Origin of the sequence: Mycolicibacterium rhodesiae (assembly GCF_002086695.1) — a bacterium.
GTDB classification, from domain to species: Bacteria; Actinomycetota; Actinomycetes; order Mycobacteriales; family Mycobacteriaceae; genus Mycobacterium; species Mycobacterium rhodesiae.
This window is the reverse complement of sequence record NZ_MVIH01000013.1, coordinates 118,404-143,440: the sequence shown is the minus strand read 5'-3', so window position 1 is coordinate 143,440 and position 25,037 is coordinate 118,404. Positions and strand designations below refer to the sequence as shown.

Annotated in this window: 25 protein-coding genes; 16 read left to right on the top strand and 9 right to left on the bottom strand. The window is 67.5% G+C overall.

Going from position 1 to position 25,037, the window contains the following annotated elements; all coding sequences use genetic code 11:
* Positions 1 to 5 precede the first annotated feature (5 nt).
* Positions 6 to 1,031: an esterase/lipase family protein gene (locus BST42_RS22805; protein ID WP_083121592.1), complete on the bottom strand. Its 1,026-nt coding sequence runs from the start codon at positions 1,029 to 1,031 to the stop codon at positions 6 to 8.
* Entirely contained in the window at positions 1,031 to 2,092 is a 1,062-nt protein-coding gene (locus BST42_RS22800) for an alpha/beta hydrolase (protein ID WP_308207509.1), read from the bottom strand. Before BST42_RS22800 ends, BST42_RS22805 begins: the two co-directional genes overlap by 1 nt.
* A gap of 62 nt (positions 2,093 to 2,154) precedes the next feature.
* Here BST42_RS22800 and trpS point away from each other — a divergent pair, with 62 nt between their 5' ends.
* The gene (gene trpS, locus BST42_RS22795) at positions 2,155 to 3,171 is read left to right on the top strand and encodes a tryptophan--tRNA ligase (protein ID WP_083121591.1); all 1,017 of its coding nucleotides are present in this window, start codon (positions 2,155 to 2,157) and stop codon (positions 3,169 to 3,171) included.
* Between the two features lie 19 nt (positions 3,172 to 3,190).
* Positions 3,191 to 4,219 carry an inner membrane protein YhjD gene (gene yhjD, locus BST42_RS22790; protein WP_083121590.1) on the top strand — a complete coding sequence of 343 codons (1,029 nt, stop codon included), beginning with the start codon at positions 3,191 to 3,193 and terminating at the stop codon, positions 4,217 to 4,219.
* Between the two features lie 96 nt (positions 4,220 to 4,315).
* Here the strand turns inward: yhjD and BST42_RS22785 are convergent, their stop codons facing one another.
* The 4 genes from BST42_RS22785 to BST42_RS22770 all read right to left on the bottom strand — a co-directional run bounded on the left by BST42_RS22785 (position 4,316) and on the right by BST42_RS22770 (position 8,415).
* Positions 4,316 to 5,551 (bottom strand): D-alanyl-D-alanine carboxypeptidase family protein, encoded by a 1,236-nt coding sequence (locus tag BST42_RS22785; RefSeq protein ID WP_083121589.1) that lies wholly within the window; start codon positions 5,549 to 5,551, stop codon positions 4,316 to 4,318.
* Between the two features lie 67 nt (positions 5,552 to 5,618).
* Positions 5,619 to 6,611, bottom strand: coding sequence for an SMP-30/gluconolactonase/LRE family protein (locus BST42_RS22780; protein ID WP_165760905.1), 993 nt, complete (start codon positions 6,609 to 6,611; stop codon positions 5,619 to 5,621).
* Positions 6,608 to 7,987, bottom strand: a complete 1,380-nt coding sequence (locus BST42_RS22775) for an aspartate aminotransferase family protein (protein ID WP_083121588.1) — start codon at positions 7,985 to 7,987, stop codon at positions 6,608 to 6,610. The genes BST42_RS22780 and BST42_RS22775 overlap by 4 nt, the downstream gene beginning before the upstream one ends.
* Positions 7,984 to 8,415, bottom strand: a complete 432-nt coding sequence (locus BST42_RS22770; protein ID WP_109751181.1) for an Lrp/AsnC family transcriptional regulator — start codon at positions 8,413 to 8,415, stop codon at positions 7,984 to 7,986. Before BST42_RS22770 ends, BST42_RS22775 begins: the two co-directional genes overlap by 4 nt.
* Positions 8,416 to 8,622: 207 nt before the next feature.
* Between BST42_RS22770 and BST42_RS22765 the strand changes: the two genes are divergently transcribed.
* The 7 genes from BST42_RS22765 to BST42_RS22735 all read left to right on the top strand — a co-directional run bounded on the left by BST42_RS22765 (position 8,623) and on the right by BST42_RS22735 (position 15,680).
* Entirely contained in the window at positions 8,623 to 10,125 is a 1,503-nt protein-coding gene (locus tag BST42_RS22765; RefSeq protein WP_083121587.1) for a gamma-aminobutyraldehyde dehydrogenase, read from the top strand.
* Between the two features lie 44 nt (positions 10,126 to 10,169).
* On the top strand, positions 10,170 to 10,844 hold the full coding sequence (locus BST42_RS22760) for a TetR/AcrR family transcriptional regulator (RefSeq protein ID WP_083121586.1): 675 nt from the start codon (positions 10,170 to 10,172) through the stop codon (positions 10,842 to 10,844).
* 134 nt (positions 10,845 to 10,978) lie between these two features.
* The gene (locus BST42_RS22755) at positions 10,979 to 11,842 is read left to right on the top strand and encodes an ABC transporter substrate-binding protein (protein WP_083121585.1); all 864 of its coding nucleotides are present in this window, start codon (positions 10,979 to 10,981) and stop codon (positions 11,840 to 11,842) included.
* A 15-nt stretch (positions 11,843 to 11,857) separates the two neighbouring features.
* The gene (locus tag BST42_RS22750; RefSeq protein WP_083121584.1) at positions 11,858 to 12,640 is read left to right on the top strand and encodes an amino acid ABC transporter permease; all 783 of its coding nucleotides are present in this window, start codon (positions 11,858 to 11,860) and stop codon (positions 12,638 to 12,640) included.
* 17 nt (positions 12,641 to 12,657) lie between these two features.
* The gene (locus BST42_RS22745; protein ID WP_272818748.1) at positions 12,658 to 13,425 is read left to right on the top strand and encodes an amino acid ABC transporter ATP-binding protein; all 768 of its coding nucleotides are present in this window, start codon (positions 12,658 to 12,660) and stop codon (positions 13,423 to 13,425) included.
* 45 nt (positions 13,426 to 13,470) lie between these two features.
* Positions 13,471 to 15,003 (top strand): gamma-glutamyltransferase family protein, encoded by a 1,533-nt coding sequence (locus BST42_RS22740; RefSeq protein ID WP_083121583.1) that lies wholly within the window; start codon positions 13,471 to 13,473, stop codon positions 15,001 to 15,003.
* Positions 15,000 to 15,680 (top strand): YoaK family protein, encoded by a 681-nt coding sequence (locus BST42_RS22735; RefSeq protein ID WP_237159550.1) that lies wholly within the window; start codon positions 15,000 to 15,002, stop codon positions 15,678 to 15,680. The genes BST42_RS22740 and BST42_RS22735 overlap by 4 nt, the downstream gene beginning before the upstream one ends.
* Here the strand turns inward: BST42_RS22735 and BST42_RS22730 are convergent.
* Together BST42_RS22730 and BST42_RS22725 are read right to left on the bottom strand one after the other, a co-directional pair.
* Positions 15,677 to 17,416 carry an APC family permease gene (locus BST42_RS22730; RefSeq protein ID WP_083121582.1) on the bottom strand — a complete coding sequence of 580 codons (1,740 nt, stop codon included), beginning with the start codon at positions 17,414 to 17,416 and terminating at the stop codon, positions 15,677 to 15,679. The two genes, BST42_RS22735 and BST42_RS22730, sit on opposite strands and share 4 nt — an antisense overlap.
* Before the next feature lie 117 nt (positions 17,417 to 17,533).
* Positions 17,534 to 18,112: a carboxymuconolactone decarboxylase family protein gene (locus BST42_RS22725; protein ID WP_083121581.1), complete on the bottom strand. Its 579-nt coding sequence runs from the start codon at positions 18,110 to 18,112 to the stop codon at positions 17,534 to 17,536.
* A 93-nt stretch (positions 18,113 to 18,205) separates the two neighbouring features.
* Between BST42_RS22725 and BST42_RS22720 the strand changes: the two genes are divergently transcribed.
* The 7 genes from BST42_RS22720 to fadD1 are packed head-to-tail and all read left to right on the top strand — an operon-like array spanning position 18,206 to position 24,597.
* A complete protein-coding gene (locus BST42_RS22720; RefSeq protein ID WP_083121580.1) occupies positions 18,206 to 19,384 on the top strand; it encodes an acyl-CoA dehydrogenase family protein in 1,179 nt (392 codons plus the stop codon).
* 1 nt (position 19,385) lies between these two features.
* Entirely contained in the window at positions 19,386 to 20,492 is a 1,107-nt protein-coding gene (locus BST42_RS22715) for an acyl-CoA dehydrogenase family protein (protein WP_083121579.1), read from the top strand.
* A complete protein-coding gene (locus BST42_RS22710; RefSeq protein WP_237159549.1) occupies positions 20,489 to 20,986 on the top strand; it encodes a MaoC family dehydratase in 498 nt (165 codons plus the stop codon). The genes BST42_RS22715 and BST42_RS22710 overlap by 4 nt, the downstream gene beginning before the upstream one ends.
* Complete coding sequence (locus BST42_RS22705) at positions 20,983 to 21,420, top strand: MaoC family dehydratase (protein WP_083121578.1); 438 nt, start codon at positions 20,983 to 20,985, stop codon at positions 21,418 to 21,420. Before BST42_RS22710 ends, BST42_RS22705 begins: the two co-directional genes overlap by 4 nt.
* On the top strand, positions 21,420 to 22,619 hold the full coding sequence (locus tag BST42_RS22700) for a thiolase family protein (protein ID WP_083121577.1): 1,200 nt from the start codon (positions 21,420 to 21,422) through the stop codon (positions 22,617 to 22,619). Before BST42_RS22705 ends, BST42_RS22700 begins: the two co-directional genes overlap by 1 nt.
* Entirely contained in the window at positions 22,619 to 23,026 is a 408-nt protein-coding gene (locus tag BST42_RS22695) for a Zn-ribbon domain-containing OB-fold protein (protein ID WP_083121576.1), read from the top strand. Before BST42_RS22700 ends, BST42_RS22695 begins: the two co-directional genes overlap by 1 nt.
* A complete protein-coding gene (fadD1, locus tag BST42_RS22690; protein WP_083121575.1) occupies positions 23,023 to 24,597 on the top strand; it encodes a fatty-acid--CoA ligase FadD1 in 1,575 nt (524 codons plus the stop codon). The genes BST42_RS22695 and fadD1 overlap by 4 nt, the downstream gene beginning before the upstream one ends.
* On the opposite strand, the gene BST42_RS29925 is transcribed toward fadD1, so the two are convergent.
* The gene (locus BST42_RS29925) at positions 24,594 to 24,986 is read right to left on the bottom strand and encodes a Calx-beta domain-containing protein (protein ID WP_207569557.1); all 393 of its coding nucleotides are present in this window, start codon (positions 24,984 to 24,986) and stop codon (positions 24,594 to 24,596) included. The genes fadD1 and BST42_RS29925 overlap by 4 nt on opposite strands.
* Between the last annotated feature and the right edge of the window lie 51 nt (positions 24,987 to 25,037).

The following is a 25,037-nucleotide window of genomic DNA, read 5'->3' as shown; positions in this document are numbered from 1 at the left end:
CTGCGTCAGCATCCCTGCCGGGCGGGGCCATCGAGGTCCGTTGCCGCGCCCTCGATCGCCTCGGCCACCGCATCGAGCACCCTCGGGTCCCAGGTCAGCGCGGTAGCGCGGGGCAGTTGAGCAATCATCGACACGTAGTCGCTGTGGGTGTCGTCGACGATGCGGCAACGCCGGTGCGGCAGCACGGTGTCGTCGACGTCGCGGCCCAGCGCGCTGCGCAACTCCACCACCCCGTCATTCGGCCACACCGCCGGCGCTCCGCCCGGGCGGTCGAATCGATTGCCCCCGATCAGCGTGACGGGCACCGCCTCGAGCACGCCCGCCTGAAAGGTGTTCCAGCCCTTGGGGCCCGTCAGGTACGACTGCCCGAGTTCGCGTGCTGAACCGGAAACATGAACGGCCGCTATATCTCTGGCGTAGCCCGTCATCTGGCTCTCACAGAACGGGTCGCCAAGGCAGTCGCCGATCTTGACCCCGCCCTCGACGAAGTTCGCCAGATAGGAGCCCTGCCACGGTGTTCCGATGGTGGTCAACGATCGCACCCTCACCGCTGACTGCTCGGCCTTCAGGGTGCGGATCGCCGCCCGGGCGAACAGTCCTCCCATCGAATGGCCGACCAGGTCGACCTCGTCGATGTGCTTCTCGGTGTGCAGCCAGTCGATGAACCGGGCCAGGTGCTCGCCGGCGAGGTCGATGCCACCGGTGCTGTCGATGGTCCTCGACGCGGGCAGCGGAGCCGGGCAGGAGGCGAACGCGCCGTACCCGGTCGTGTCGTGCACCTGGCCTGAACCCGCCATCGCCGGTGCGGTGAACACCGAATAGCCCTTCCCCAGAAGGTGTTCCCGCAGCGCGGTGTGGTCGGTGCCGGCCGGCAGACCGATGGTGCACGCGGCGTCCGGAGCTGTGTAGGGCGCGGTGCTGGCCAGTCCGGACACCAGCACCACCGCCCGGGCCGGCGGGCGGGTGTCGGTGGAGCTGTGCGAGCACCCCGCCAGCAGCACGGCCGCCGCCAGCGCCAGGACGCGGCGCACTAGGTCGGGCAGCCTTCCCGGTTCGGGCGAGCGAGCTCTGTGGGTGCGTCGTCGATGGCCTTGCGGACGACCTCGAGCACCTGCGGATCCCACGTCAACGCGGTCTTCTGTTCCAGCCCAGCGAGATTGGAGACGAAGATGCTGTGGGTGTCGTCGAAGGTGAAACACCGGCGGTGCGGCAGCACCGGGTCGCCGATGTTGCGGGCCAGCGCACTCGAGAGTGCCACGATGCCGTCATTCGGCCACACCGCTGGATTGACCGGGCCGGCCCCGCTGGTTTTTTCGGCAGTGAACTTCTTGCCGCCGATCAACACCACCGGGATCTTGTCGAGCACCCCGGACTGGTATTCGTTCCAGCCGTTCTTACCCATCAGGAACGCCTGATTGACCTCACGGCCCGAGCCCGCCACCAGCCGCTTCACCTCGTCGGACATACCTTTCATCGAGGTCTCGCAGAAGGTGTCGCCCTTGCAGTCGCTCAGTGGGATCAGTCCGTTGGCGAAATCGGACAGGTAGGAGCCCTGCCACGGCGTCCCGATGGTGGTCAGCGACCGCACCTTCAACGGCGAGTTCGTCGACGCCAGTACCCGGATGGCGGCGCGCGAGTACAGCCCGCCCATCGAGTGGCCGACGAAGTCGACCTCGTTGACCCCCTTGTCGGTGTGCAGCCAGTTGAGGAACCGGGCCAGGTGTTCGCCCGCGGTGTCGATGCTGCCCGTCGAGTCGACGGTCATGTTCTCCGGCAGGGTGATCGGGCAGACGCCGAACGGCCCGAACCCGGTCTGGTCGACCACCTGACCGCGGCCGGCCATCGCGGGGGAGGTGTAGACGGTGTAGCCCTTGCCGAGCAGATACTCCCGCAGCGCGGTGTCGGTGTTGCCGGCGGCCAGCCCGGTCTTGCAGGCCTGCTCCGGGCCGGTGAACGGCGTCGTCGCATCTCCGCCGGACACGATCACCACCGCCGTCGACGCCGGGCGTTTCTCGTCACCGGAGTTGCTGCCGCACCCGGCCAGCGCGCAGATCATCGTCACGGCGGTGGCCAGCGCCAGTCTTCCTCGCACGAAGCAGGATGCTAATGCCACTCGGTCGTCGGGGAGGGGCCTCGTGACAGGATTGACGCACCATGAACAGCTCATCTCGTCGTGTCGTTTTCTCCGGCGTCCAGCCGACGTCAGATTCGCTGCACCTGGGCAATGCCCTCGGCGCGATCAAGCAGTGGGTCGGGCTGCAGGACGATTACGACGCGTTCTTCTGCGTAGTGGACCTGCACGCGATCACTGTGCCGCAGGACCCCGCCACGCTGCGGCACCGCACCCTGGTGACCGCCGCCCAGTACCTGGCGCTCGGTATCGACCCGGACCGCGCGACGATCTTCGTGCAGAGCCATGTGCCCGCCCACACCGAGCTGGCCTGGGCGCTGGGCTGCTTCACCGGGTTCGGCCAAGCCTCACGGATGACGCAGTTCAAGGACAAGTCGCAGAAGCAGGGCGCGGAGGCGACGACGGTGGGTCTGTTCACCTACCCGGTGCTGATGGCCGCCGACGTGCTGCTCTACGACACCGATCTGGTGCCGGTCGGTGAGGATCAGCGCCAGCACCTGGAGCTGGCCCGCGACGTCGCGCAGCGGTTCAACGTGCGCTTCCCCGACACCTTCGTCATCCCGGAGCCGATGATTCCGAAGGCCACCGCCAAGATCTATGACCTGCAGGAGCCGACCGCCAAGATGAGCAAGTCCGCGGCCACCGACGCCGGCCTGATCAGCCTGCTCGACGACCCGAAGGTGACGGCGAAGAAGATCCGCTCGGCCGTCACCGACAGCGAGCGGGAGATCCGCTACGACGTCGACGCCAAGCCCGGGGTGTCCAACCTGCTGTCGATCCAGTCGGCGGTCACCGGCACCGACATCGACACACTGGTGTCCGGGTACTCGGGCCGCGGCTACGGCGACCTCAAGAAGGACACCGCCGACGCCGTCGTCTCCTACGTCACCCCGCTGCAGCAGCGCGTCGACGAACTGCTCGCCGACCCGGCCGAACTGCAGGCCATCCTGGCCAAAGGGGCCGACCGGGCCCGCGAGGTGTCTGCGAAGACCATCGGGCGGGTATACGACCGGTTAGGGTTTCTGCCGACGAGTTCGTAGACATCACGAGGGGCTGGGCATGTCAGAACCGGCCGAACCGGGTCGCCTCGACCGGCTGCGGGCCCGCTATCACTGGATCGACCACACGATCCGGGCGGGGATGCGCTATCAGAAGGTCAAGGGCGACTTCTACGCCGCGGGCATCACGTACTTCACGATCTTCGCGCTGTTTCCGTTGCTGATGGTCGGCTTCGCGGCCGGTGGCTTCGTACTGGCCAGCCGGCCGCACCTGCTGGCCGATATCGAAAACCGGATCAGGACAACGGTTTCCGGGGACTTCGGCCAGCAGCTGATCGGGCTGATCGACTCGGCGATCGATTCCCGCACGTCGGTCGGTGTGATCGGCCTTGCCACCGCGGCGTGGGCGGGCCTGGGCTGGATCGCGAATCTGCGTGAGGCGCTGAGCCAGATGTGGGATCAGCGGGTCGAGGAACAGAACTTCCTGCGCACCAAGCTGTCCGACCTGATGGTGCTGCTGTCGGTCTTCGTCGCGATCATCGTGACCGTCGCACTGACCGCGCTGGCGGATCCGTCGCTGATGAGGACGGTGCTGGAGTGGATGGGTGTGCCGCACCTGACCGGGCTCGGCGGAGTGCTGCGCGTGGTCTCGCTGGTGACGTCGTGGGCGGTGTCGTGGCTGTTGTTCAGCTGGATGATCGCGCGGTTGCCCCGGGAGTCGGTGAGCTTCCGCAGCAGTGTGCGCGCCGGGCTGATGGCCGCGGTGGCGTTCGAGATCTTCAAGCTGGTCGGGTCGATCTATCTGCGGTCGGTGGTGCACGGTCCGGCGGGTGCGACGTTCGGGCCGGTGTTGGGTCTGATGGTGTTCGCCTACATCACCGCCCGGCTGGTGCTGTTCGCCACCGCGTGGGCGGCGACGTCGAAAGACAACATGCGGCTCGAACCGGTTCCGGCGCCGGGGCCGGCCGTCATCTCGCCGCGGGTGGGCCCGGACGAAGGTCTGAGCGCCCGGCAGACGGTGGCCGCGATGGCGGTGGGTGCGGTTGGTGCGCTCGGTGTTTCGCGGCTGTTCGGTAGAGGACGCGACTAGCGCGTATTACCGCCCGCGCCTCATCGAGATCGACGTCAGCGCGCGAAAGTGCGAGAAGATCGCACGCCAGTGTCGATCTCGGTGGATCAGGTTTCGCTACCGCCCGCGCACGGGTCGGCGATTGATCGCCCGCGCCATCATGATCAGTGAGAACACCACCAGCGTGCCGACCACACCGACGCCCACCCGCACCGGCACCGCGTCGGCCTCGGGAAGCAGCTGGGTGCCACTGGCTTTGACCGCGGCGGCTTCATCCGGCTTGGGCGGCAGCAGCGACGGATCCGGGTCGATCAGGTTCCCGACCCGGGTGCCCGGCGGCGTGGCGAAGCCGTAGTCGAGCAGGTGCGCGGCCTGTTGCCACGGCGGGATCGGCTGCCGGGTGCCGCGCATCAATACCGCCACCAGCCGGCGGCCGTCGCGGTTGGCGGCGCCCACGAACGTCTGCCCGGCGTCGTCGGTGTAGCCCGTCTTGCCGCCGAGCGCGCCCGGGTAGTTGTAGAGCAACTGGTTGTCGTTTTCCAGCTCATAGCCGGGATGATCGCCATCCTCACCCGGCTTGGCCGGGTGGCCGGGGAAGTTGTACTTCTCGGTGGCGACGATGTTCGCGAAAGTCGGGTTCTCCCAGGCGTATCGGTAGAACAGCCCGATGTCGTAGGCCGACGTGCTCATGCCCGGCCCGTCCAAACCGGATGGAGTTGCCGCGCGGGTGTCCTGGCCGCCGAGCTTGCGGGCCAGCGTGTTGATCTTCTGCAGCGCGGTGTCCCAGCCGCCCACCTGCATGGCAAGCGCATGCGCGGCGTCGTTGCCGGAGTGCATCAACAGGCCGTGCAGAAGATCGTTGACGGTGTAGCGGCCGCCCTCATCCACGCCGACCCGGGTGCCTTCGGCGTTGGCGTCATCCTGGGTGCCCTGGACCATCTTGTTCAGCGGCAGTTCGTTGATGGACTGCATCGCGATCAGGACCTTGATGATGCTGGCGGGCCGGTGCCTGGCGTGCGGGTCGCGCGCGGCGATGATGTCTCCGGTGTCGAGGTCGGCGACCACCCACGATTCGGCCGAGATGTCGTCGGGGACCGGCGGTGTGCCCGCCGCGACGATCACTCCGCAACCCGCAAGCGCGTCACCGCCCACCGGCTTGGCCGGAACGGGAAGCGGCTGCGGTGGGTCGCCTGCCTCGGGCACCTCGGAGGAGTCGACGGCGGGCGGGGTGGTCACCCGGTAGGGGCAGGTGTTGGGGTCCGGGTCGGCCCACGCGATCGCCGAGGTGCCGACGACGCACAGCGTCGCGGCCACTGCGGCAGCACACCGCGTGAAGAATTTCGAGCTCGCCATCGAGTCGCAGAGTAGGGGATCGGGGCCCCGAAACCGGGGAGCCGCGCTGTGACAGGAGTGGTTGGTGTTACAAATCGAGACATGCGACGGCCGGCGACCCGATGCAGCCCAGCCACAGCGTGCCGTCATGCTCGACGAGCCCGGTGGCCAGCGCGAACCGCGGGTCGGCGGTCCGCAGCTGCGACCGCACCGTGCCGTCCAGATCGACCGATATCGCCCACACCACCGGCTTGGGGCTGGGTAACCAGCCGTACGGCAGTCGCCACATCAGCCGCCGCACCCCCGGAGCGCGGGGAGCCAGCCATTCGCCGACCGCATTGCGTTCGCTGACCAGCGCCACCCAGATGCGTCCGTCGGGGGCCGTCGAGATGTTGTCCGGATAGCCCGGCAGGTGCTCGATCAGCGGAACCGGCTCGCCGATCCCCGACCCCGTCAGCGGGTACTTCGACACCCGGCAGGCCGTCGTCTCGGCGACCACCAGGGCCGACTCGTCGGCAGTCAGCGTCACCCCGTTGGCGAAGCGCAGCCCACTGGCCAGCGTCGTCACCGTGCCGTCGACGTCCCGTCGGAACAGTGACCCGCTGGGCCGGGCCTCGAGCACCGCGCCCTTGTAGTACTCGTAGTGGAAGCGCGACGTCGACTCGGTGAAAAAGATTGTGCCGTCCGATGATTCGACGACGTTGCTGCAGAACGTCAACGGCCGCCCGGCCACCTCGCTCACCAGCGTCTCGCATGAGCCGGTGGCCGGATCGAGGCGCAGCAGCCCACGGTGGCTGTCGCAGATCAGCAGGCGGCCGTCTCGGGCCACCGCCAAGCCCAGTGGGCGGCCGCCGGTATTGGCCACCACCTCGGGGGCGTGGCCGTTGCGGATCCGGACGATCGCACCGTCGTCGGTTCCGGTCCAGATCGTGCCGTCGGCGTCGACCACGACGTCCTCGGGGGCATGCCCTGGAACGCCGATCACCCGCAGCGAACCGGACAGATCCGGCGGTGGCAGCGGCCGGAGGGGAGGCGGCTGCCACCGCACGGGATCGATCGGGGGTTTGGCGGCCCCGGTCACAGCAGGCGGCTGGCCTCGCTGAGCACCCGGTGCAAGATGTCGTAGATCTCGTCGAATTCCTTCGGCCCGCTGATCAGCGGCGGCGCCAGCTGCACGACTGGGTCGCCACGGTCGTCGGCACGGCAGTACAGGCCGGCTTCGAACAGCGCCGAGGACAGGAAGCCGCGCAGCAGCCGCTCGCTCTCGTCGTCGTTGAAGGTTTCCCGGGTGGTCTTGTCCTTCACCAGCTCGATGCCGTAGAAGAACCCTTCACCGCGCACGTCACCGACGATCGGCAGCTCGAGGAGCTTCTCCAACGTGGCCCGGAAGATCGGGGCATTGGTCTTGACGTGATCGTTGATGCCCTCGCGCTCGAAGATGTCGAGGTTGGCCAGCGCCACCGCCGAGGACACCGGGTGCCCGCCGAAGGTGTAGCCGTGGCCGAAGACCGTCTTGCCGTCGCTGAACGGCTCGAACAGCCGGTCGCTGGCGATCATCGCGCCGATCGGCGAGTAGCCCGACGTCATGCCCTTGGCGCAGGTGATCATGTCGGGCTGGTAGCCGATGTCCTCGCAGGCGAACATCGAACCGATCCGGCCGAACGCGCAGATCACCTCGTCGGACACCAGCAGCACGTCGTACTCGTCGCAGATCTCGCGGACCCGTTCGAAGTATCCCGGCGGCGGCGGGAAGCAACCGCCGGCATTCTGCACCGGCTCCAGGAAGACCGCGCACACCGTTTCCGGACCCTCGAACTCGATGGCTTCGGCGATGCGGTCGGCGCAGTACTGTCCCCAGGCCTTGATGTCGGTGTCGTACGGCGCCGGGGCGCGGTAGAAGTTGGTGTTGGGCACCCGGAAACCGCCGGGCGTCAGCGGTTCGAAGGGCTTCTTGAAGTCGGGCAGACCGGTGATGGCCAGCGCACCCTGCGGCGTGCCGTGGTAGGCGATGGCCCGCGAGATGACCTTGTACTTGCCGGGTTTGCCGGTCAGCTTGAAGTACTGCTTGGCCAGTTTCCAGGCGCTCTCGACCGCTTCGCCACCGCCGGTGGTGAAGAACACCCGATTCAGGTCCCCGGGAGCGTAATTCGCCAGCCGGTCGGCCAGTTCGATCGCAGGCGGGGTGGCGTAGGACCACAGCGGGAAGAACTCGAGGGTCTCGGCCTGTTTGGCGGCGGCCTCGGCCAGTTCCTTGCGGCCGTGTCCGGCCTGGACCACGAAAAGACCTGAGAGGCCGTCGAAGTAGCGCTTGCCGTGGCTGTCGTAGATGTACACGCCTTCGCCGCGGCTGATGATCGGCGGCGTCAACCCCGCACCGTGCCGGGCGAAGTGGCCCCACAGGTGGCGGTCGGCCTTGGCCGACAGCTCCGCTGTGAGATCGAGCGTGGTGGTACTCATCGTGTTCCCCAATTGTATTGTTGTTTAACGAGTTTGAGATAGACCAAGGTTTCGGTCGAGGTCACCCCGGGCACAGCGCGGATCTCGGTGTTGAGCAGCTCCAGCAGCTCGGCGTCGTCCTCGCACACGACCTCCGCGATCGCGTCGAACGTGCCCGCGGTAAGCACCACATAGTCGACGGCGTCGATCTGTGCGAGCTTCTCGGCAACCTTGGTGGTGTCTCCCGTGCAGCGGATGCCGATCATCGCCTGCCTGCTGAATCCCAGCTGGAGAGGATCGGTCACCGCCACGATCTGCATCACCCCGGAGTCGACCAGACGCTGCACCCGCTGGCGCACCGCCGCCTCCGACAGCCCGACGGCCTTGCCGATCGCGGCGTAGGAACGCCGGCCGTCCTGCTGCAGTTTCTCGATAATGGCCTTGGACATCTCGTCCAACTGGACGGGCCCGTTTCCACCCGCCCCAACGGCGCGGACGGGAAACCGAGTGGCCGGTACACCCGAGTCACGCATGCCCATGATTGTGCACGGAATCAGTTGTTTAAGGCAACAAGATCGATGAAATTGGTGGCGATAACCCACCCATACTGCGGGAATGCGTAGCAGTCGCTGAGAGAGTCGGTTACCGTGGGGCGGGTGACCGCACTCACCTCTGACAAGACCCGAATTGTGCCCGGTAGCTGGATCGATGGCGCCCCGCTGGTGACCGGCGGCAGCCTCCACCAGGTCATCAACCCCGCCGACGGCAGCGTCGTCGCGGAGCTGGCGCTCGCCCAGCCGGCTGACGTCGACACCGCGGTGGCCGCCGCCCGCGCCGCCCTCGGCGGCTGGTCGCGGGCCACTCCCGTCGAGCGTGCCACAGTTTTGGCCAAGCTGGCCGAACTCGTCGACGTCCACGCTCAGGAGATCGCCGCCGAAGAGGTCAGCCAGACCGGCAAACCGGTGCGGCTGGCCACCGAGTTCGACGTGCCCGGCAGCATCGACAACATCGCCTTCTTCGCCGGCGCCGCCCGTCACCTCGAAGGCAAGGCCACCGGGGAGTACAGCGGCGACCACACATCGTCCATCCGGCGCGAAGCGGTCGGGGTGGTCGCGACGATCACGCCGTGGAACTACCCGCTGCAGATGGCGGTGTGGAAGGTGCTGCCGGCGTTGGCGGCGGGGTGTTCGGTGGTCATCAAGCCCGCCGAGCTGACCCCGCTGACCACGCTGACGCTGGCCCGGCTGGCCACCGAGGCCGGCCTGCCCGACGGCGTACTCAACGTCCTCACCGGTGCCGGCGCGGACGTCGGCTCGGCCCTGGCCGGCCACCGCGATGTCGACGTCGTGACGTTCACCGGCTCCACCGCCGTCGGCCGTCGGGTGATGGCGGCCGCGGCGGTCCATGGCCACCGGACCCAACTCGAACTCGGCGGCAAGGCGCCGTTCGTGGTGTTCGACGATGCCGATCTGGATGCCGCGATCAACGGCGCCGTGGCCGGGTCGCTGATCAACTCCGGGCAGGACTGCACAGCGGCGACCCGTGCGATCGTCGCCCGCGATCTCTACGACGACTTCGTTGCCGGGGTGGCCGAGCTGATGGGCAAGATGGTCGTCGGCGACCCGCAGGACCCCGACACCGACCTGGGTCCGTTGATCTCGGCGGCCCACCGCGACAAGGTCGCGGCGATGGTGGCCAGGGCTCCGGGGGAGGGCGGCCGCATCGTCACCGGTGGTTCCGCCCCGGATCTGCCCGGGTCGTTCTACCTGCCGACGCTGATCGCCGACGTCGCCGAGACTTCCGAGGTCTATCGCGACGAGATCTTCGGCCCGGTCTTGACCGTGCGCACCCACGACGGCGATGACGACGCGCTGCGCCAGGCCAACGACACCGATTACGGGCTGGCCGCCTCAGCCTGGACCCGCGACGTCTATCGCGCCCAGCGGGCGTCCCGCGAGATCAACTCCGGCTGCGTGTGGATCAACGACCACATCCCGATCATCAGCGAGATGCCGCACGGCGGGGTCGGCGCCTCCGGCTTCGGCAAGGACATGAGCGACTACTCCTTCGAGGAGTACCTGACCATCAAGCACGTGATGAGTGACATCACCGGTGTTGCCGAAAAGGATTGGCACCGAACGATTTTCAAGAAGCGGTAACCGTCCGATTCAGGCCGCGTCGGCGGTGGTGACACAATCTGGCGGTGAAGTACGGGCCTGACTGGCAGCCTCCCGAGGTGGACTGGACGTCGACCAGGGGTCGCATCCTGCTGGCCGCGGCCAGCCTTTTCGCTGCGCGCGGGTTCTTCGGGACGTCGACCCGCGACATCGCCGACGCCGTGCAGATCCGGCAGCCCTCGCTGTTCCACCACTTCGAGGCCAAGCACGCCATCTATCAGTCCCTGGTGGAACTGGACCTCGGACCGTCGGTGGCACGGATCCGCCAGTACCTGGCCGAGGACATCAGCTGGGCGGCGAAGCTGCACCTGACCATCGCCTGCGACGTGCGCCAGGCGCTGGATCAGCCGTTCGACTCGCGGGGGCTCTACCAGGACGCCGTGCTGAGCCTCCCCGAACTCGCCGACGAGCGCGCCGGGATAGCGGTGTTCCACGAATTGGTGGAGCGGGTCGTCACCGCGGGCTGCGAGGCGGGGGAGTTCGTGGCCTTCGAGCCCGGGTTCGTCCAGCGCGCCATGAACGGCGTGCTGTTCGAGACGTTGCGCGAACAAGGTGGACCCGGCGGGCGGGTGCGCGGGCGCAGGCCGCTCGAGGCCGCCGACTTCGTGCTTCGTGCCTTGCTGGTCGACAACGGTGATCTTGCTGATCTGCAGGCCGCCACCATGGCGCGGCTGACCGCCATTCCGCGCGGGCGGGGTTAGCCAGAGAGCGCCTCTCCGCTATCTGTTGCCTATCAGTCGATAGTCCCCTATCGTTCGATAGACCCCGCTGCTGGCGGGCTATCGACAACGGCTGGTCGATCTGTTAGGTCCCACCAGATTTCGAAAGGCCCCCGATGCCTGCACCCTGCTCGACCCGTACTCGCGCCGCTATCGCCGTCGGCGCGGCCCTCGCCGCGGCGCTGACCGGTTGTTCGTCGGATTCCACGGACGCCGCTGCTCCGACCGGCCCGGCCAAAGTCGCGCCTCCGGCGATCCTGCAGGCCGGCACCCTCAAGGTGTGCGCGGCCAATGATGGCACGCCGCCGAGTGTGTACCACGACGAGACCGGCGCGCTGGTCGGCAGCGAAGTCGACCTCGCCAAGGCGCTGGCCGGACAGCTGGGCCTCAAGCCGGACTTCGTGGAATCGGCGTTCACCGCGCTGATCCCGACGCTGCAGGCCAAGCAGTGCGACGTGATCATGGCTCAGCTCTACATCAAGCCGGAGCGGGAGAAGGTCGTCGACTTCGTGCCATATGTGTACTCCGGCACCGGGATTGCGGTATCGAAGGAGCATCCCGCAGCCATCACCGGCATGGATGACAGTTTGTGCGGCAAGAAGGTCATCGTCGCGATCGCCACCACCGCCGAGGAGCAGGTGGTGAACCAGTCCGCCACGTGCACCGCGGCGGGTAAACCGGAAATCGACATCACCCGCAACAGTCACGCCGACGTTGCGCTGCAACAAGTTCAGAACGGCCAGGTCGACGCCTACCTCGACACCGCCGAGACGCTCGGCTACTACGCCACCAAGACGGGTGCGCAGATACAGCTGGCCGGAAAACCCTTCGGAACCATCAAGATCGGTGCCGCAACGCTGAAAGGTGACACCGCGCTGCACGATGCGATCACCCAAGCGCTCGGCGAACTCGAGGCCAACGGTACCTACGCCAAGATCCTGGCCGACTGGGGCCAGACCGATCTCGACATCCAGAAGTGACGGGGGACCGGCGGCGTGCACTTCGATTGGCAATTCTTCTGGAAGTCGCTGTTCACTCCCAGTGAGCGTTTCCTCGACGGCCTTGTTCTGACCATCGTCATCTCGGTGGTGGCGATGGTGCTGGCTACCCTCGTCGGATTGGTCATAGCGCTGCTGCGCCGGTCCCGGTTCGCGGTGTTGCGTTGGTGCGCAAGCCTGTACATCTGGGCAGTCCGGGGAACACCGCTACTGGTGCAGTTGGTCATCATCTACACCGGTCTGGCGGCGGTCGGCCTGTACCAGTTTCACGACGTGTCGCTGTTCGGGTTGTCGGTCAAGGCGGCGATCCAGGCGGCGATAGTCGGACTGACGATCAACGAGAGTGCCTACATCGCCGAAATCATCCGCGCGGGACTGGATTCGGTTCCCAAGGGTCAGTTCGAGGCCGCCGAGTCCCTGGGTATGAAGCCCGCCAAGGTGATGCGCTGGATCATCGTCCCACAGTCGCTACGTGTCATGGTTCCGCCGATGGGCAACTCGTTCAACGGCATGATGAAGACCACCTCGGTACTGTCGGTGATCGGAGTCAGCGAGATGTTCCTGGTGACGCAGTCGATCAGCTCCGCGACCTTTCACACCTTCGAGATCTTCATCGTCGCTGCGCTGTATTACCTTGCGCTGACCACGATCTGGACCGTGATCCAGGCCGAGATCGAGAACAGACTGGCCCGCCAGCTCGGCATCAACCAGCGCGTGCGCATCACCCAGCGGCTGCTCGGCGCCCGCCGCGCTCCCGCGCCCGTCGAAGCTCAGGTGTGAGGTCCACGGTGAACCAAGTGGCAGAACAACTTCCGATCGTCTCGGTACAGAATGTCTCGCGCACCCTCGGCGGCCGCAAAGTGCTCGACGACGTCTCGCTCGATGTCATGCGCGGTGAGGTCGTCGTCCTCATCGGTCCTTCCGGAGCAGGCAAGACCACCCTGTTGCGCTCGCTCAATCATCTGGAGACCGTCGACAGCGGCCGGATCCTAATCGGCGGGATGCCGATCGGCCATCGGGATTCCAGTGGCACCAAGAAGGTGAGCACCGCCGAGCTGGCCCGCCGTCGGCGCGAGATCGGGTTCGTCTTCCAGCACTTCAACCTGTTCCCGCACATGACCGCCGCGGAGAACGTCTGGAACGGGCCGGTGCGCGTGCTCGGGGTGGCCAAGGACGAGGCGCGTCGCGACGCCATTGCGCTGTTGGGCCGGGTGGGTCTGGCCGACAAGGCCGATGCCCGTCCCAGCCAGCTCTCCGGGGGACAGCAACAACGGGTGGCGATCGCCCGCGCGTTGGCGATGCGGCCCAAGGTCATGCTGTTCGACGAACCCACCAGCGCCTTGGACGTCGAGATGGTCGGCGAGGTCCTGGCGGTGATGCGTGAGCTTGCCGACGAGCACATGACCATGGTGGTCGTCACACACGAGATGAGGTTCGCCAGGGACGCCGCTGACCGTATCGTCGTCATGGACGGCGGCCGAGTCATTGAGGACGCGCCACCGGAGCGACTGTTCGCCGATCCGCAGCATGACCGCACCAAGGCGTTTCTTTCCACCATCCGCTGAAGGAGTGAAACTTTCGTGTCTGCCGCGCTTGGCGGGCAGCCAGTAGTGGCAGCACTGGCAACCCCGCACGCCCTGGCCACCGATGCCGGGATCGCGATCCTGCGCGGAGGTGGCACCGCCATCGACGCCGCGATCGCCGCCGCCGCTGTGCTGACCGTGGTCTACCCGCACAACGTCGCCCTCGGCGGCGATCTGTTCGCGCTGATCCGAACCCCGGACGGTGCAGTGACCTGCCTCAACGCCTCCGGGTGGGCCGGTGCCGCGGTGGATGCCGCCGCCCTGCGCGCCGAGCACGGCGATTGGTTGCCGGCCCGGGGTGCGGCCGCGGTGACGGTGCCGGGCGGGGTACGAGGGTGGGAGGCCATGCGCCGCTTGGGTTCCCGGGTCTCATGGAGTTCGACGCTGTGCGCCGCAGAGACGGCTGCCCGCGACGGCGTGCCGGTGCCGGCGTCGCTGGCCACCCACATCGACGATCCCGAGAATTGCGATCTGATCGGCACCGTCGACTTCGACCGGGTGTTCCGCCCGTACGGCGCACCGATGCGGGTCGGCGAGTTGTTCCGGCAGCCGGCCCTGGCCGACACATTGGCGACGCTGCGCTCCGAGGGACCCGATGAGTTCTACAGCGGCGGGCTCGCGCAACGCGCCGTCGGCTACCTGCGTACCCACCAGTCCTGGGTGACCGAAGGCGATTTCGCCGATTTCCAGGTCGAGGTCGTCGAGCCGTTGCAGGCTGAGTTCGGTGACCTGACCGTGCTGACGAGCCCGCCCAACAGTCAGGGCTTTCTGCTGCTGCATGCGCTCGGCGCGGTGCATGCCAGCGGGCTGCGCGACCCGGTCGGGGACGGTATGGGTCAGTTGCTGCAGGCCTTCCACCGCGGCAACGGGATTCGCGACAGCCGACTCGCCGACCCGCGGCACGCCACCGTCGACGTCGCCGCGATGCTGGGCAACCCCGGGCCGGTGAGCCGGCCGCCGGGCGTGCCCCGCGGGGACACCGTGGGTATCGCCGTCGCCGACGGCGAGGGATACGCGGTGTCACTCATCCAGAGCGTCTATCACGCGTTCGGGTCCGGACTGATCGACCCAATCACCGGTGTGCTGTTCCACAATCGCGGTTGTGGGTTCAGCCTGGAGCCGTCATCGCCGAATGTGATCGCGCCGCGAAAGCGCCCGGCGCACACACTGATGCCGGCGATGACGTTGCGGCAGGGCAAGATCGGCCACGTGTTGTCGACCATGGGCGGGCAGGGCCAGCCACAGATCCTCGGCCAGATCCTGCTGCGGGCACTCGGCGGCGCCACGGCGGTCGAAGCGGTTGCCGCGCCCCGCGCCATCGTCGGCGCCCAATGCGGCGGCGGCCCGGACAGCGTGACGGTCGAGGCCGACCTGGCCCCGGCCGCGCAGGCGTCGATCCGTGCGGCTGGCTTCACCGCGACCGAAGTTCCGCCGCGGACCGAGGCTCTCGGTCAGGCCAACGTGGTCTTCGTCGATTCCGCCGGGTCGATGACGGCAGCGTCGGATCCCCGGTCGGATGGCGCCGCGGTGGTGGCACACTACCCGCGCCCGCAGCCGTGAGCGGCCTGGTGCGCGCGCATCTGCAGCTGTGGCTGATGCTCGCGCTCACCTTCGTCACCGGATTGCTGGACGCCGTGGGGTATCTCGCCCTGGACCGGGTCTTCACCGGGAACATGACCGGCAATGTGGTGATCCTCGGGATGGGCATGGCCGGTGAGGACGAACTGCCCGTCGCCGGACCGCTGGTGGCGCTGGCCGCCTACGTGATCGGCGCCGCCGTGGTGGGCCGCCTGCTGCAACGCCACCCCGGTGGCTGGCGGCCGGTCGTCACCGCCGTGTTCGCCACCAGTGCGGTGGTGCTCGCCGCCGCGGCCACGGTGCTGACGCTCGTCCGGGTCGACGGTGAGTCGGCGGTCGGCGTCGGCGTCGCCGCCACGCTGGCGACGCTGATGGGCGCCCAGGCGGCCACGGCGCGGATGCTCGCCGTCGCCGACATCACCACGGTCGTGGTCACGTCCACGCTCACCGCCTATGCCAGCGAGACGCTGTTCGGCCCCGGCATGACGTGGCTGACGCACCGCCGGTTGTGGGCCGTCGTGGTGATCATCGCCGGCGCGTTCTGCGGCGCCTCGTTGCTGCGTCTCGACGCCGGCTACCCGGTCTACCTGGCGGCCGCCATCACCATCGCGGTCGCGGTGGCCGGCCACCGGATGTGGCCCCGCAAGGAGCTGTCCTAAGCCTGCGGCCCCCGGGTGAACTCTTCGCCGGTCTCCGGGTTGAGGGCGGTCTCGCCCGGCGGGAGGTTCGACAGGTCGGGGGAGATGACCGTCGGCATGTCTCCGGAGTCCGGCAGGCCGAAGTGCGCCTCAACGGCGGTCGCCGGCGTCAGCACCAGGTCGGCGCTCGAACGCCGGGACAGGGTGCGGCCCCGGAAGAAGTCGGGAGACATCAGCCACCAGACCCCCATCAGGATCACGCCCAGCACCAGCGCTCCGATGCCCACGACCGCGACCGCGCCGAAGCCGAAGATCGTGACGTTGTTGCCGTCGGCGTCGGTCAGCCAGTCCGGCTTGGCGTACTGGATCAGCCCGTAGGCGAACACCACCAGCAGGATCAGGCCGCCGAGCAGGGGCACCACCCCGCGCATGACGAAGTCGCGCCCCGAGGCGGTCAGGTCTTTGCGGTAGAACCACGCGCAGGCGAACCCGGTGAGGCCGTAGTAGAAGGCGATCATCAGGCCGACCGAGCCGATCAGCGCCGACAGCAGGTTGGAGCTGATCAACGTGAACAGCACGTAGAACCCGATGGACACCGCGCCCATGACGATGGTCGAGGTGGTGGGGGTCAGGTAGGTGCGGTGGATCTTGGCGAACGACTGCGGCAGCGCGCGGTAGACACCCATCGACAGCGTGGTGCGGGCGGTGGGCAGGATCGTCGTCTGGGTGGACGCCGACGCCGAGGTCAGGATCGACGCGGACAGCAGCAGCAGGCCGATGTGTCCGAGCACGCTGTCGCCGAACAGATCCGGGCCGATCGCGGCGAACGCGTCGGCGGCGTTGTCCGGGTTGCCCAGGCCGATGCCGTCGGTTCCGGTGCCCGCGAACGCGATGGCCGCCACGCTGACGAGCGCGTACGTCGCCAGCAGCAGGAAGGTCGAGATGACCGCGGCGCGTCCCGGCGTGGTGCCGGGGTCCTCGGATTCCTCATTGCACGCCACCGCGGTATCCCAGCCCCAGTAGATGAAGATCGCCGTGAGGATTGCCGGGGCGATCACGGTCCCGAAGTCCAGGCCGCCGGGCCAGAACCAGGACAGCGACGGGTGTAGCGAGTAGGTCTCCGCCTTGCCGGCGTACACCTTGATCAACGCCACGATCGAGAACACCACCAACACCACGAGCTCGATGCCGAGCAGGCCGTACTGGATGCGCGCCGACACCTCGATGCCGCGGTAGCAGATGTAGGTCATCACGATGATCCAGATGACTCCGGCCACCGTCGACCACAGGGTGCTGTTGGCCAGGTCGGCCGCCGAGTGCCAGCCGAGGTCACCGACGAACGTGAACGAGTAGGCGCCGGCGATCTGGGCGAGGTTGGCCATCACGATGACGTCGGCGGCGATGATGCCCCAGCCGCCGAGCCAGCCGATCAGCGGACCGAACGCCCGGGATGCCCAGGTGAACGTGGTCCCGCAGTCCGGCTCGGCCTTGTTCAATTCCTGGTAGGCGACCGCGATCATGTACATCGGGATGAACGCGATCAGCACGATCGCCGGGGCCTTCACGCCGGCCAGCAGCGCTCCGCCGCTGGCCACGATCAGCCCGAGCGTCGCCGCCAGGGAATATGCCGGCGCCGTCGAGGCCATGCCGACGACGATGCTGGACACCAGCCCCAGCGCACCGCCCTTGAGGCCTTTGCTCTCGACGGTCGACGGGGCCGGGCCTCCGGGTTCGAGGGTGAGCTCACCTTTACTCATGGCATCTCCTGCTTAAACGCCTGAATGAAACGAGACGAGACTACGGTTTCAGTCGCCAGGATGCGGAGATTCTGCGGAATTGTTTTCCTGGAGGTAACAGATCGATGGAATCGGTGGCTAGGTCGCCCAGGGGACTCGGCAGCTGTCGCCGGACCCGAATCCCTGCTCCGTGATGCCCAGCGCCGAGTTCATCCGGGCGCGCATGTTCTCGATACCGACCTGGTAGGTCAGCTCGATCACCCCGTCGGCGCCGAAGCGCCGACGCAGATCGTGGACCTGTTCATCGGTGATCGTGTGTGGGTCCTTCGTCATGGCATCGGCGTAGGCGATCGCGGCTCGCTCGTCGTCGGAGTAGAGGGGCGAGGTGGCGTAGTCGTCGATGTGCTCCAGGCGCTCGAGGTCGAGTCCTTCGAGGCGCATCAGCATCTGCCCGAAGTCCACGCACCACGAGCAGCCGACGGTGCGGGCCGTCCAGAACACCGCGAGTTCGCGGATGTCGGCGGGCAGCGCCTTCGAGGCGTTCTGCAGCAGCCCTTCGTGGACCGCGTTGGCGACCATCAGGCGGGTGTGATGGGCGTAGACGGCGAACGGTTCGGGGACCTCGCCGAAGCGTCGCTTGGCCCAGCGGTACATCAGTCGGGTCAGCAGTGGAGCCTTGTCCGGGGTGAGGGGTTCCAGTCGTGCCTTATTGCTCATGTCCTCTAGATGCTTTCGGGGCCGGAAATGTGACACCCCGATACCGAGCATTAATGAGTTGACGGACTAACTATTCGGCTAGGGTGCTGACTTGTGGATTTCGACCTCGACGCCGAACAGCGCGCGTGGTTGGCGGAGGTGCGGGAATTCCTGCGGGAGAACGTCACTGACGCCCTTCGCGCCGAGATCGCCGAACACAATCTGGAGCACCAGGGCGGCGAGGTCGCGGCGTTTCGCCGCAAACTCGGCGCCAAGGGCTGGTTCGGCCTGAACTGGCCTGCGGAGTACGGCGGCCTCGGGCTGGGGCCGGTGCACCTGCACCTGCTGATGACCGAGTTCGAGTACTGGGGTGCGCCGGGCCCGGATCTGACCGTCACCTCGATCGCGCCGATGATCATGCGGCACGGCACCGAGCAGAACAAGCGTGAGTTCCTGCCGCTCATCGCGCGCGGCGAGATGACCTGCGCGCTGGGATATTCCGAGCCGGACGCCGGCACCGATCTGGCGTCGCTGCGGACCAAGGCGGTCCGCGACGGTGACGAATGGGTGATCAACGGATCCAAGATCTGGAACAGCGGAGCTCAGCGGTCCACCCACGAATGGCTCTGCGTGCGCACCGATCCGCAGGCCCAGCGACACCGGGGAATCTCGGTGATCGTCGTCCCCGTGGACAGTCCCGGTGTCCGGATCCGCCCGCTGATCGCGTGGTCCGGTTACCGGACCAACGAGGTCTTCTTCGACGACGTGCGGGTACCGGTGACCAACCTGATCGGGGAGGAGAACCGCGGCTGGTCCTACATCACCGGCGCCCTCGATCTGGAGCGCGGTGCGCTGACCAACGCCGGGGACCTGCGGCGTGCACTCGACGAGTTGCAGGTGCTGGCACGGATGCCGCGCCGTGACGGCACCGTGCCTATCGACAATCCCGGTTTCCGCCGCAGGCTGGCCCAGGCCGAGGCCGACGTCGAGGTCGCCGGGCTGATGGGCTACGAGGCGTCGTCGTTGTTGGCCGGTGGGGTGATCCCCACCGTGGAAGTCAGCGTCGAGAAGGTCTTCAGCAGCGAATTGCGACAGCGCATCGCCGACCTCGGTATCGACCTGCTCGGAGCCGAAGGCCTGCTCGCGCACCGAAATTCGGAGGCGCCGGCCGGCGGCCGATTCGAGAAGCTCTACCGGTTTGCGCCCCTCATGCGCTTCGGCGGCGGTACCAACGAGGTACTCCGCGACGTCATCGCCCAGCGCGGCAACAGCATGCCCTCCTACGGACGGTGAGATGAAACTCGTTCCCTCGCAAGATGATCGCGATCTGGAAGCCAGTCTGCGCGGCCTGCTGGCCGCAGGCCGCGCCGATCTGTGGGGCGACCTCGCCACGGCCGGGGTGATGGGACTGGGGCTGCCGGAAGCCTACGGCGGCTCCGGCGGATCCCTGTCGGATCTCGGAATCTTCGCCCGCGAAGCGGGCCGGGCCCTGTGCCCGATGCGGGTGCACAGCACCGCGATCGCCGCGCACGCCCTGCACATCCTCGGCGGCGAGAAGTCCTGCGTGACGTGGCTGCCCGATCTGACCGCCGGACGGATCTCCGCCACCACAGCGCTCTGGAATCCGAATGACGCAGCCGATGTGACCGCCACCATGCGCGCCGATCAGGATCGTGACGGCACGTGGCGCCTCACCGGCACAGCCGATTTCGTGAACGACGCGGACACCGCCGACATCGTCGTCGTGTCCGGATTCGACCGGTCCGGCAACACCGTCGGGTTCGTCGTCCGGCTGCACAACGACGGCGTGACGCTGCGGCCACTGGCGTTGATGGGCGGCCACCGTGCCTCCGTGCTGCGCTTCGACGATGTGCCGGTCGACGATGTCCTCAACGACGGCGCCGCGTTGGGCCGCGACGAGCTCCGTCGTACCGCCAACGCGGCGGTGGCGTTGACGGCGCTCGATCTCGTCGGCGTCGGCGAGGCGGTGCTCGAACGCACCGTGCGCTACACCACCGTGCGCCACCAGTTCGGCCGACCGATCGCCTCCTTCCAGGCCGCCCAGCACATCGTGGCCGATATGCACATCGCGCTGGCGGCGGCCCGGCTGGCCGCGCGGTCCGCCATAGCCGCGATCAGCCAGGGCCGCAGCGCCGTTCGGGAAACTGCGATCGCTCGCATCCAGTCCGCCACGGCGGCCAAGTGGGCGACCCTCGACGCCCATCAATTGCACGGCGGGATGGGATACGTCGTGGAGACCGACCTCTACCTGTGGTCGGAACGTGCCAGGGTGCTCTCCACGCTGGGCGGCGGTGCCGACATCGCCGCAGCCTGGTTGGACGAGGACGAGGTCAGCCGCGCTGCCGTCGGTGACCGGCTGCGGCGCAAGGACGGCCGGTGACCGAAAGTCTGATCGACCCGGAGACGGCGGCGCGCGTCGGCACCGTCGCGGCCACCGCCACCGGCGAGGTGATCCGCCGGGACTGGCAACGCTGGGCTGCCGCCGTCGGCGATCACAACCCGCTGTGGTTCGACCCGGACTATGCCCGCGCCAACGGGTACCGCGACGTCATCTGCCCACCGCTGTATCTGCAATACGCCGTCCTCGGCGTCAGCCCGCTGTCCGCCCTTCGCCAGGACGGGTCGTCGGGTGCGGTCTCGGGCAGTCTGGCCTTCCCGAAGGCGCCGCGGCGGATGGCCGGTGGCGAGAGCACCACCTTTCACCTGCCCGCCTATCACCGCGACGAGATCGAGATGGTCCGCACCATCGATTCGGTCGTGGAAAAAGATGGCCGCTCAGGGCGATTCGTTCTGGTCACCTGGCACACCGTCTACCGCAACCAGCACGGCGAGCTGCTCGCCGAGGCGTCCACGTCGATGATTGCGCGCCCATGAGCCAGTTGTTCTTCGACGACGTCGAGCCCGGCGACCGGATACCGGAGCTCACCGTCACCGTCGACGAGACGCAGATGTTCTTCTTCAGCGCCGCCACCTACAACGGCCATCGCATTCACTACGACAAGCAGTGGGCACGCGACGCAGAGGGGTACGACGACATCCTGGTGCAGGGACCGTTGCAGGCCGCGCTGCTGGCCCGCGCGATCACCGACTGGATCGGCGGACGCGGCAGGCTGGTGAACTATTCGGTGCAGAACCGCGCAGTGGCATTCCCCGGACAGCCGCTGACCTTCGCAGGCACGGTCACCGCCAAACGGATCGAGGCGAACCGCGGATTGGTGGACCTGGAGATCGCGGGCAGGCGTGACGCGGAGGTTCTGATGCCCGGCACCGCAACGGTGGAATTACCTCGCAGACTTGGGGATTGTTGATGAAGCTGGCCGGTGAGGCGGCGATCGTCGGGATCGCCGAGCTGCCCGCCGAACGCAAGCCGACCGGCCCCGGATCGTTCACCCTTGACCAGTACGCGGCGCTGACGAAGCTCGTGCTGGACGACGCCGGGCTGGACGCGAGCGTGGTCAACGGGCTGATCTCGCACGGCCTGGCCGAATCGGACATGTTCGTGCCGGCGACCTTGAGTGAATACCTGGGGTTGCCCATCGATTTCGGTGAGCGGGTAGACCTCGGCGGTGCAACGTCGGCCGCGATGGTGTGGCGTGCGGCGGTCGCCGTCGAGCTCGGGTTGTGCGACGCGGTGCTGGCCGTGCTGCCCGGGTCCCGTGCCCTGCCCCGATCGGCTCGGCGTGAGCCGGTCGCGCCGAGCTGGTACGGGGCGTCGAGCAACAACTACGGATCGCCGCAGGCCGAATACGAGATCCCGTACGGCAACGTCGGGCAGAACGCCCCGTTCGCCCAGATCGCCCAACGCTACGGGGCGCAGTACGGTTACGACCCATCGGCGCTGGCCAAGATCGTGGTGGACCAGCGCACCAACGCCTGTGCGCATCCCGGCGCGGTGTTCCACGGCAAGCCGCTCACCGAGGCGGATGTGCTCGCCAGCCCGATGATCGCCGACCCGATCCGCATGCTGGAGATCGTCATGCCCGTCCACGGCGGTACCGGGGTGTTGATCGCCAATTCCGACGTTGCCCGCAAGAGTCGTCATCGTCCGGTGTGGGTCAAGGGTTTCGGTGAGCACATCGCCTTCAAGACCACGACATACGCCCATGATCCGATGGTCACGCCCATCGCCCGCTCAGCCGAGCGGGCGTTCGCGATGGCCGGGCTCACACCCGCCGACGTTGACATCGCGTCGGTCTACGACTGCTACACGATCACGGTGCTGATGACTCTGGAAGACGCCGGATTCTGTCCGAAGGGCCACGGCATGAGCTGGATCAAGGACCGCGACCTCACCTTCCGCGGCGACTTCCCACTCAACACCGCAGGCGGCCAGCTGTCCTATGGCCAGGCCGGGATGTCCGGGGGGATGCACCATGTGGTCGACGCCGCCCGCCAGTTGATGGGCCGCTCGGCGGCGGCGCAGGTACCCGACGCCAATACCGCGTTCGTCGCCGGGACCGGTGGAATCATGAGCGAGCAGGTGGCATTGGTGTTGGGAGGCGACTGATGGCCGAGCCGATGCCCGTTCCCGAACCCACGCCGGTGTCGCAACCGTTCTGGGATGCACTGGCCCAGCACCGGATCCTGGTGCAGTATTCACCCTCGGCAGGCCGCTACGTGTTCTATCCGCGCACGCTGGCACCGGGAACCCTGGCCGACGATCTCCAGTGGCGCGAGATCGACGGTGCCGCAACGCTGTACACGTACACGGTCGCTCGCCGACCGACCGGTCCGCCGTGGGCTGATGCGCTGCCGCAGCTTCCCGCGGTCGTGCAGTGGGACGTCGGGCCGCGGTTCTCCACCGAGTTGGTGGATGTCGACCCCGAGAACGTCCGGATCGGGATGCGCGTCGCCCCGGTATTCTACGACCTCCCCGGCACCGGAATGACCCTGCTGCGTTATCGACCCACATGATCGATACCGTCCAGAAGCTGTTGCGCACCCGCACCGATGACGATTCCGTCGCGGTGATCTCACCCGAGCGCACCTGGACGTGGCGTCAATACCTGGCCGACGCCGCGGCCGAGGCCTCCGCCATGTTGGCCCTGCTTGATCCGGCACGGCCCATGCATGTCGGTGCGCTGATGACGAATTCGCCGGCCTATGTGCGGTCGATGGCCGCCGCGGCGCTCGGCGGCTACGTGCTGTGCGGTATCAACACCACCCGCCGTGGTGCGGGCCTGGTGTCGGACATCACGCGCTCGGATTGCCAGCTGCTATTGGTCGATGACGATCATGCCGCGTTGATCGACGGGCTGGACCTCACCGGCGTCACGGTGCTGAACGTCGCGGGCCGGCGCTACGCCGATGCCGTCATGAATGCGAAACCTCTTGTGCCGCAAGAGGTCACCGGCACGGACCCGTTCATGATGATCTTCACCTCCGGTACCAGCGGCAACCCCAAGGCGGTGCCCTTCGTCCACACGATGAGCGTGATGTGCGGTCTGAGCCTGGTGGCTCAGATGGACATCACCGCCGATGACGTGTGCTACCTCGCGATGCCGCTGTTCCACTCCAACGGGGTGGCCGTCGGCTTCTCGGTGGCGGTCACCGCCGGAGCGGCGATGGTGCCGGTGAAGTTCTCCGTGTCACGGTTGCTGCCGGACCTACGCCGCTACGGCGTGACTTTCATGAATTACGTCGGTAAGCCGCTGGCGCTGGTGCTGGCCACCCCCGAGCGTCCCGACGACGCCGACAACCCGCTGCGCATCATGTACGGCAACGAGGCCACCGAACGCGATATCGCGGAATTCTCACGGCGTTTCGGCTGCCGCATCATCGACGGATTCGGCTCCAGCGAGTTCGCGGTCGTCGTGGTCCGCGAGGACGGTACCCCACCCGGCTCGATCGGCAAGGGCTGGGGCGGGGTGTCGATCTATGATCCCGATACCGTGACCGAGTGTGCCACCGCAGTTTTCGACGACAACGGTGCTCTGCTCAATGCCGACGACGCGGTGGGGGAGTTGGTCAACACCACCGGGTCCGGACCGTTCACCGGCTACTACAACGACCCGGCGGCCACCTCCGAGCGCCTGCGGCACGGCATGTACTGGACCGGTGACCTGGCCTACCGCGACGCCGGCGGCTGGATCTATCTCGCAGGCCGGACCTCGGACTGGATGCGGGTCGACGGAGAGAACATGGCCGCCGCACCGATCGAACGGATCATGCTGCGCCTGCCGCAGCTCAACCAGGTCGCGGTGTACGCCGTGCCCGACGAGCGGGTGGGCGATCAGGTGATGGCGGCAATTGTTCTGCGCCACGGTGAGTCACTGACGCCCGCGCAGCTCGAGGAGTTCCTGGCCGCCCAGCCCGATCTGTCGCCGAAGGCGTGGCCGAGCTTCGTCCGCATCAACGACGACCTGCCGCAGACTGCGACCAACAAGATCCTCAAGCGGGAACTGAGCGCCGCGGGGGTGACCGCCGGCGACGGTGTGTTGTGGCAGCGGGCCGCCAGGTCGACCAGCTACCGGGTGGTCGGTTAGACCATGGTGTGATCCACGATCGTGCCGACTCCGGTGGCATCAGTCACCGTGGCATTGGCCGGACCGGACAGCACGACTGTGAACGTCTCGGTGTTCTCTGCCGCTGAATCGCCGAGCACCGTCACCGCAACGGTTTTGCTCGTCTCACCGGGTAGGAACGTCACCGTTCCGGCAGCGCCGACGAAGTCGCTGCCCGCGATGGCCGAGCCGCCCGAGGTGGTGTAGTGCACGGTGACGGTCTGGTCCGATGCAGCGCTCAGCGTCACGGTGAACGTGGCCACCGAAGTGCCTGTGCGGTCGTTGAAGGCGAACTGGATGGGCTTGAGGTAGGTCAACTTGTTCGGATCGACCGTTGTCCAGTCGTCGGTCAGGATGCCGCCGTTGTCCACGAAGCTGGCATTCCACGCCCAGTACGTCCAGCTGATGGGCTCGTCGCCGGC